This window comes from Mesorhizobium sp. M0340, from assembly GCF_040321535.1.
Classification (GTDB): Bacteria; Pseudomonadota; Alphaproteobacteria; order Rhizobiales; family Rhizobiaceae; genus Mesorhizobium.
Window position 1 is genome coordinate 1 of record NZ_JAMYRR010000069.1, and the last position, 1,540, is coordinate 1,540.

Consider the following 1,540-nt stretch of genomic DNA (forward strand, 5'->3'; position numbering starts at 1 on the left):
CCGAAACTCTTATATGGGGATGGTCAACCACAAACGGCGTCACGTCGACATTGTCATGTACCTCCGGGCAATCCGCAGATCCATTCGATGGGTCCGTTTGCGTGACGCGGTTCGCGAACGAACCCAGTCCACCTTATATTCGGTCAGGGCGCATGCACCTGTTCCATGATCCCGCTTGCGGCGGATTCGGACCCAAGAGACGAAACCATTCTTCAGCGGCGGCTGTTGAGGCCATGAGTTTCGTCGGTTCGTCTACCGAGGATCTGCCAGGCCCGATCGGCCTGGAGATTGTTATGATCGATTGGCGTCTACGCTGATGGTTTCGTCAGGAGAGCTCCTTCTATAACGACTCCGGCGTTCACGTATTTCCACAGCGCAACAAGCAGTTTCCGAGCGAGGGCGATGATCGCCGTCTTCTTGTACCGGCCACCATTCTGGATGACTCGCGCCCTGAACCACTGGCTGAGTGCGGAATTGGGTTGATGGCGCACCCAGAGCCACGCAACCTGGACAAGCGTCGACCGGAGCCTAGGATTGCCGGACTTCGAGACTCCCTGCTCGCAATTAATCTGCCCACTTTGCCAGGGCGTTGGCACCAAACCAGCGTAGGCGGCAACCTGTCGTCGATTGTCAAACTTGCGCGACAATCCCTCAGACCACAGGACGGCCGCGAACTCCGGACCTATTCCCTTGAGGCTGAGCAGCAGGGCCGGTGTTGGCTCATCTGCCGCGACGAGCAAGGCGTCGCGTGCCTCTTCAACATCCTTGATCTGCTGGATCAGCAACTCGATGCGATCAAGCTCGCGGCTGATCTGCGCCATGAGCGCTGGCGGCAGTGGACGCCCATCTCCGGTAATGAGCGCGTCGAGGCATTTGCGTCGATCGCCTTTCAACGGTTCGTATCCGGACACACCTTGGCTGAACAAAAGGCCCTTTATCCTGTTGACATGCCTGATCCGCTCGTTCGTCAGCGCCTTCCGCTCCCGCACCAACCGGCGACGGTCTTCCTCCTCCGGCGTTGGCACTCGCAACATCGCGCAAACCCGAGGCTCGCCGCGGTTGTAGGCCAACAACGCTCGAACCAGTGCTTCCCCATCAATCCTGTCGGTCTTGGCCCGCCGGCGGCGACGCGATGTGGCAATGGATGCCGGGTCCACGACATAACTCTCGATGCCTTCGCGTTCGAGGACCCGATGGATCCAGAATCCATCCAGACCAGCTTCCTGGATTGATATGACCCGGAAACGCTGCCCTGTCCGCACTTCCGCCTTTCGTTGCAGCTCTGCGAAGTGATCGAGCAAACCCGGAATGTCGCCCCCCGGCACGAGGTGTCTGGACATTCTCTCGCCCCCACCTGGCGAAAGCGAAGTCACGAGCCATTTTGAACGAGACAGTTCTAACGAGACAAATATTGCGGCAAGATCGACGCGGATAGCGGCCGGGGCTTTGGTGGTGTTGGCTTGCATGCTGACCTCCAGGTGATGTTTGGCGACTTCACTCTGGCAGAGCGCTGGTCGCCTTCCATCCCCATAGGATCTTC

Annotated in this window: 1 protein-coding gene; it reads right to left on the reverse strand. The window is 59.0% G+C overall.

Features of this window, described 5'->3' with window-relative positions; all coding sequences use genetic code 11:
- Positions 1 to 308: 308 nt before the first annotated feature.
- Positions 309 to 1,466 (reverse strand): IS110 family RNA-guided transposase, encoded by a 1,158-nt coding sequence (locus tag NKI79_RS33080; protein ID WP_352620090.1) that lies wholly within the window; start codon positions 1,464 to 1,466, stop codon positions 309 to 311.
- Positions 1,467 to 1,540 lie beyond the last annotated feature (74 nt).

What these genes read in the sequence shown, in the direction of transcription:
- NKI79_RS33080 (WP_352620090.1), bottom strand. Translation starts at nt 1,466, where the DNA reads ATGCAAGCCAACACCACCAAAGCCCCGGCCGCTATCCGCGTCGATCTT.